The sequence below is a fragment of the Candidatus Margulisiibacteriota bacterium genome (assembly GCA_028715625.1).
Classification (GTDB): Bacteria; Margulisbacteria; Riflemargulisbacteria; order GWF2-35-9; family GWF2-35-9; genus JAQURL01.
This window is the reverse complement of record JAQURL010000098.1, coordinates 1-7,298: the sequence shown is the minus strand read 5'-3', so window position 1 is coordinate 7,298 and position 7,298 is coordinate 1. Positions and strand designations below refer to the sequence as shown.

Below are 7,298 nucleotides of genomic sequence, written 5' to 3'. Positions count from 1 at the left end.
TAAGTCTTAATGGTGCTGCAGACAATTTCGTAATAGATTTTTCCAAGGAAAATTTTGCTGCCGCGCTGGGTAAAGACTGGTTGAAATGGTTAAAGATCAGTTCTGACGGTACCACACAACTTGATGGCAATACGCTTCGAATTTTTGATAAACGTGGTTCCTCGAATCAAGAGGTAATAGATATTGTAATGAATAATAATTCCGCTACCTGTCAGTTTATAAAAGATACCGGTTTTGATCATGCCCTTAATCTGCAACTGGATACAAATAGCGCGGTTATCGGGCTGAAAAGCAAGTTAAAGGTACTCTGGGCAGAGGGGCATCTGCTAAGTGGTAGTGCTGACAGTACTACTGATTATAGCGATTCAACTGTTATTATTGATTTACCAGATCGTACTTCAACCACTGTTCAAAAATTTAATTATTATTCTCCGAACACAACTTTGGGTAAGCGCAGTTTGTTTGATGAATTTGCCAGAGATTTTATAGGCATCTCTGCTACGGATTGGAATGGATATCCGTCAATGTTCGATACCACAGCCCAAAACCTTATAACTACATATGGTTTACCTGCTGATGTGGATTTTACCGGCAACGGCCCATCTACTTATCATTTACTGCGCTCAATTTGTCTGCAAAATAATACTGATTCACTGTCAAGCCAGGCCAGAGAAACCTACAATAACACCGCAAAAAAATACAATCAATATGCTGCCAGGATTAAAGATTTATTGAATATAATTAATGATGGAACAAACCTGAAAACTAACATTAAAAATTCCTATCTGGATGAGTTTTATATGCGCAATAATTATAGCCCTTTGCTTATAGGTTCAGAGCTGCAGAGCAGATTTGGCAACGGATTATACAACTTTGACGATATGGAATATCTGGATCGCAACAATATCAGCCAGAAAGCCTGGTACGAAACCAGGGGCCGTTATATTCCTGCAAGTGGAATTGAATCCAAACAAGGTCGGACCATGAACTTTGCCTTCATGAAATATGGCCTGGTCACTGACCCTGCATCACAGTTATCCAGGGCTGGTATAGCTGCTTTGAGCGGCACCAACAAAATTGCTAACAGTACTGTTTCGATAGACAAGGAAAGTAAAAAAGACTCGCGTTCTAACCGCAAATTAAAAGCTGAGGATTATTATGACCGCATAAAATTATATAGCGATGACAGCGCAAATTCATTTCTTGATGGGGGTTTTGCGTCATCAGCATATGAAGACCATAAATCTATCTTGTATAATGATGATTTTCAAAAAGTAAAATGGATTGACAGTATGTCCGCCGGAACCGATAAGAATAACGCTATTGAAGATTTGTTTACATTGCTTGAACGCAGTTATTCCGGTACAGATTATAATGGACAAAGTACAGATTATAATAGCATTGTCAGCAGCTATACCAACAATATGGCTGCTGTAGGTAATTATTATGATACCCTTACTGATTTTACGGAATATGTTAAGTGTGTATATCAAATGGGCGGTACTTCGGATTTTTTATCCGATTTTATGAAGGATCCTACTTATGCTCTGGACTCTACTTTTTTAACGGATGTTTATCAAATATTGTCTGGGCATAAATGGTACAGCAATCGAATCGGCCCCAACTCCCAGCAGATCCATACTCAGCTGGAAATGTCATCTATGAGCCAGGAAATAACCTATGCAGGTTTAATGACCAGTATATATAATCAGAATAACAAAGACATGTATAACGAACAGTCTGATCATTACAAAGAAGATAAACAAAAAGCTGATGATGATGAATATCAGGAGCAGATGATGGAAGCCGCCGCTCAAAAACGTAAAGCCTGGTTAGCTGCCTTAGCTAGAAAAAAACGAGGATAAAGGTAGTTCCTTATTACATTCTTTAAGCATTTCAAACTTGCTTCAGGGCAAGCGCTTTATAAAGAGACGTGTTATTCCCGGCTTTCAGGCTGTGTCACAAATTAAGTCTAATTTTTGCTGATGTCATACCGGACTTGATCCGGTACATGGAATTCCGGGCAAATTCGAGAAATCTTTAACTGTTTGACAGGCTGTCCGAAAATGTCATCCTCTGGCTTGACCAGAGGATCCAGCTTTTCTGTATGCCCTGTAAATACTGGATTCCCGTTTCCACGGGAATGACAACTACAAGTGCTTCTGTTGTTTTAGACAGCCTGGTAGCTGAAAGAACATTTTTTATCAATACATAAGTTTCCCTGTATATAACGATAATTATTACAGATAATTCAAAATTAATTATAAAAAAGGGGGGGATGTTTGCTTTTTGATTTAAAAAAAATGTACTATATAAATAAGTGCTTAAAAATTTTATTAAGGGGGAAGAGATATGAGCTGGGAAGTAAGTAATAATAATTTGAATATTCAGGGCGATTTTACAAAATTAACAGGCGATGATTTAGCAGATGAAATAAAGGTGGCCGGAGTAGGCACTGATGGAACTGTCCAAAGAGTAATTTTTAAAAGTGATAATGATGGGGACTCTAATACCACAGTCGGTGATGGGGAAAATGAAACTTTATACGGCTGGGTAGACGGTGACAAGCTTTATATAGATAGAGACAATGATAAACAATTAGATTCACAGGATGTTGTTTATACTGTGTCCGGATTGACTGGAAATGCTGAATCCGGTTCTATTAATTTGGATACGATAGTCGGTACCACTACCAATACCTCTTTAAGCGGAGTAACTTTACAGGAATATATAGCTGACAGATTAAAAGATGTTAGTATTAATGATCTGTTAAATACAGCTGGAATGACTGCTGCTAAAATTGCTGATTTGTTTAATGATTTTGATCGTATAGCTGACAGCAAAAACGGTCAGGATACAACTCCCCAGATATCTATAACTGGAAGTGTTATGAAAATAAAATACGGCCTCAACGGTACCTCCATGAAAGTGGATTTAAGTGCTTTAACAGCGGATCAGATGGATATGCTTGCCGGTGGTATAGCTCAGCATGCCAAATTAAACGGTTATTCAGATGGTTTGGCCAGATATATTCACGAACAAATAGAATCTAGCGGCAAAATGTCCGACTCGAGTTACATCGCGTTACAAAAGGATTTGGTCAGTCATCTTACAATACAGGGTGATTATTGCACCGCTGCCGGCATCCTGAATCATTTCGTTAATGAAGATTTCGTAAAAAATTTGCTTGATGACTGCATTGCGCATGGGGCGGAATCTAACATCGCCGTTTTAATTCATTCTGATCCTATCAGCAACGATGCTATAAACCAGATATTGACTACAACCAAATCCTATAAAGGAGATGATACGTTTTATAATCTTATAAAAAATATCAGTACCAGAATGGGTGTCAGCACACTAGCCAATATTATCAGTCAGCATGCCAATGCAGCTAATAAAGCTAACATTCTTCAATCCCTGGTTGATAAGTTCCCTGCATCGACCGAACTTACAGAGTCAGTTTTATTGGAAGGCACCTATTTTTCCGCTGCCGATAGGGAAACCCTTTTGCTGAAACTTAAGGATGCTGGAAAACTCGACGATATGATCAGTCATATGGGAGTAAATAATACTGTAGCTTTAATTAATACTTCCGGATTTACCGATAACAGTATTAATTATGTTGCCTCAGTAATGGCGGATGCTTTGGGAGCCAATGCCTATCACGTAATAACCAATGTAGGCACTACCAGGGTCGCTACTTTGCTGGATAAAATAAGCTCCGCAAATTTGGAAAGTATCATTAATACTATTGATGATAACAAGAAAATTTCTGTAATTATGGATTGGATCAATACTGGGATTCAGTGTGGCTTGAGGATTAAAACATCTTCAGAGTTAAGTGGTGCTTTGAGTAGCACAAATTCTTCCAGCGTGTTCAGTACTCTGGCCAGGAAAATTCTTGATGCTGCCGGTACTAAAGGTGCACAACTTGCAAAATTGTTAGTTGTTCAGCAGTTATTATCAAATACGGTAATGGATGCAATCGGTGATTATTCCAAGCTGGATTCAGATACTCTTGCTCTGCTTATGGCGCGCGATGAAGCTACGTTTACAAGTTATATAAAGACAAAGACCGGATTGGATTTATCCGGTGCTGGTCTGGATACCTGGTTAAATGACAATGGTCTGTCTGCGATGAAGTCTGATATCCAAAGTTTTATGCACTTTGAGCTTAGTTATGATACTCGTTTGGATATTGCGACCAACTTGTATCAAAAGCTAAGTGATCAGGGATTATCAGCTGATGCTATTGGTGAATATATGTCGAAAATGTTAGATAAATTAATGACATATATTGATGATAATTCAGATGCGACTAAAAAACGCTACGCCTCAGACGCTATTGATCTGCTGGTAAATAAATCTGTTTGCCGAATTAGCGGTGGTAAGGAAATACAGGAGTATGTATTAGCCAACTATTATAAGAGCCATGGCGGTGCTACCGGCGGTGCTGAAGCCATTCTCAAACTCAGCCAGGAAGTACATGCCGATTTCAGGGCAGAACTTTTTGAACGTTTGGCCAATACCCTTAACGCTACTGAACTTACTGATTTGTTAAGTAAAATAGGCACCAGACTTCATTGGTCAGAGCTTAACAATATTTTCTCCAGCATTTTAAGTAATACCAACAACGTAAATATCAAAGATGTTGTTTGCAATTTAAGCGCAGAAGTATTAGCTAATTTTATAAATCGTGAATGCTTTAACTATAGTCATCAGATTATGAATGCTCTGGCTCAGTATGGTGATGCTAAACTTTGTGCTGATACACTATATTTAGTGGGCACACAAGCAGGTCGCGGCTATTTTATGGATAAACTGGCTGATAATAATAAGCTGGATGAAGTGTTCAGCAATCTGGGTACTCAGAAAGTGTTAGACTTATTCGACAGGGGCTTTTCAGGTGTTACTTTAGCCAAAGTTTTCGGGGCCATTTCCAGCAGCACTTCCAGTTTAACCGATCAGCAACTGGCAGACATTCTGGTAAATCAAAATTCAACAAACGGTAACAACCTGCATTGCAGCTACAAGGATGCATTTATAGCCAAATTAGCAGATAGCGGCAGACTTGATGATGTGTTGAAAAAAGTGGCAGTAACCGATCCCGAAGGAGTTTATAGTCCAAATGTATTTGGAGTAGCTTTCCTGATAAATTCAGGGATTAGTGATGCCTCTATACAGAAAGTAAGCGCTCAGTTGGTAAATGTTTTTGACGGTACAAGCCTCTCCAGTTTGGTCAACAAGTTGTCAGCTGATAATAATCTGGATAATGTGGTTAACGCCTTGATTGCCAACGCACCGAACCTGGACCAGGTAATAGCGTTGCTTAATAAAGGATTGACCCCGGCTGCAATAGATAAAATCTATGCTAACCTGAGTATTTCTTCTTATACCAATGCGCAGAAAGCTGAGTTCCTCTTAAAGTTGACCGATCCCACAGCTCAGACCGCGATATGGAATAATTTTCATATTGACTCATCTTTTTTTAGTGAATTGTCGGGTACCAAACTACTTGAGTTGTTTGATCACTTCAACGGTTCAGCAGGCGGTGATGGGTTCAGAAGCATGCTGCTTGATAACATGGGCAGTATGAGTAATGAAAAGCTTACACAGTTGTTATCCAGTAATAACGCAGGATTTATGAGCTGGATCGGTACAAATATACAGAATGGCAATGTAGATATTGCCTCACGTATCATCAGATGGTGTCTGGATAATCCCGGTTCGTCATTATCCCAAAAAATTGTGAACAGTTTAATTAACGCAGTAGATAGAAGCAAACCTGACTCGGATGAAGATGACGCAATATACAGTAGTATTTGGAAGGGAGCGAATAATGCTCAATCAGAAGGAAATACAAGCGCGTTAAATAATTATTTTGATCTGATGAAGTTGGTGTTCGCTGGTTGTACAAATATCGGGCCTTCTTTGCTCAATGATTGGAAGAGCATGGGTTATACAGACTGATAGACATTATATACTAGTATAATACTTAAAGAGCAAGCCTCAGGCTTGCTCTTTTTGTTTTAATGGTCAATTCAGCCGTTTGAAATGACGTTTTCACAAAAGAATCCACGTTTAACATTTTCATATTCAGGGAATAACTTAACTGTTATGGATTTTTTCTATGTTACCAACAACCTCAAACTACCCGTAGATCTTTCCCGTCCGGACAGGGCCATACTTTTTAACGCTCCTCCGCTGGACGCGGTCATTACCAGGCAGGTCCCTTCGGATTATCTGTATTTTACAACCGAATGCAATACCAATACCATCAAGCACTTGTGTAAACTGATTTACAAGCAGGATATGCTGGTGAATGCTCCTGCCGGGGCAATCAGGCAAATTCAGTCTCATCCCGGTTTTCCCAGGGATATAGGCTATATCAAAAGCAAACATAAGGTATTTATACCTTTGGAAGAAAAAATAAAACCGTTACTGGGTAAAAAGTTATTAAAAGTAGCCATTATTAACGGTATGGGCACAGGCTCAGGTGATTCTCTGGTAGGCATCAGGGCATTGCAGGTTTTTTATGAAAAACTTAAACAATTTTTCAGTGAAGTTGAGATCGATTTATTTCAGTTCCATCTGGAAAAAAATTTGCAATTGTATGGCAAAGAGGACGCGGTGCACATGCTCTATCCCTTACCCGGTCCTCTGCCCAAGCTCCTGGAATATGACGCCTGCGTGGACATGGGTAGCTTTATCGCCAGGGAAGAATTTAATGACCGCCCCATGATCGATTTTTATTTACAAGCTTTAAGCATCGATAGCGATACAGTCTCTGCTGAAGACAAACGTGTAGTTATAAAACTTGATCCGTATATAGAAAAGGATTTGGATAAATCTATGCAGATTCTTAAAGCCAGAGGCAGCAAACTTCTTCTTTTCCACCCACTGGCTTCTACAGATTTACGTACTATGCCACAGGACAAAGCCAGACTCATGCTGGATAAAATTATTAACGAAACTAATTATATTATTGTTTCAACAGTAAACATACAATACAGACATGAACGCTATATTGACCTCTCTGCTCTTTCTAAAAGCCTGGACCATTTTATCAGTATTATTTCCAGGATGGACGCTGTAATAACCGTAGATACTGTAACCTATCATATTTCCCAGAGTTTCAATATCCCTACTCTGGTACTTTTTACCAGTATAGATCCGGAATACCGTATCAAATATTATCCTATGGTTTCGGGCATTTTATTGGGAGATTCCGGCAACAGACTGCTGGGACAGCACAAATCCAGCCGCAAGGATGATATCGAATACGCCAAAAAATT

The 7,298-nt window shown here is 39.1% G+C and carries 3 protein-coding genes; all 3 read left to right on the top strand.

All coding sequences use genetic code 11. The annotated features are described in order from the left end of the window. Positions 1–1,865 (top strand): hypothetical protein (locus tag PHV30_11490; GenBank protein MDD5457636.1); only part of this gene is annotated, 1,865 nt, incomplete at its 5' end. 487 nt (positions 1,866–2,352) lie between these two features. Continuing rightward, positions 2,353–5,973 carry a hypothetical protein gene (locus PHV30_11485; protein ID MDD5457635.1) on the top strand — a complete coding sequence of 1,207 codons (3,621 nt, stop codon included), beginning with the start codon at positions 2,353–2,355 and terminating at the stop codon, positions 5,971–5,973. Positions 5,974–6,120: 147 nt separating this feature from the next. Next, positions 6,121–7,298, top strand: a 1,178-nt coding sequence (locus PHV30_11480; protein ID MDD5457634.1) for a glycosyltransferase family 9 protein, incomplete at its 3' end; no start/stop codon positions are given.

Excerpts from the sequence above, each read along its gene's own strand:
- PHV30_11485 (MDD5457635.1), top strand. The coding sequence starts at position 2,353 with ATGAGCTGGGAAGTAAGTAATAATAATTTGAATATTCAGGGCGATTTT.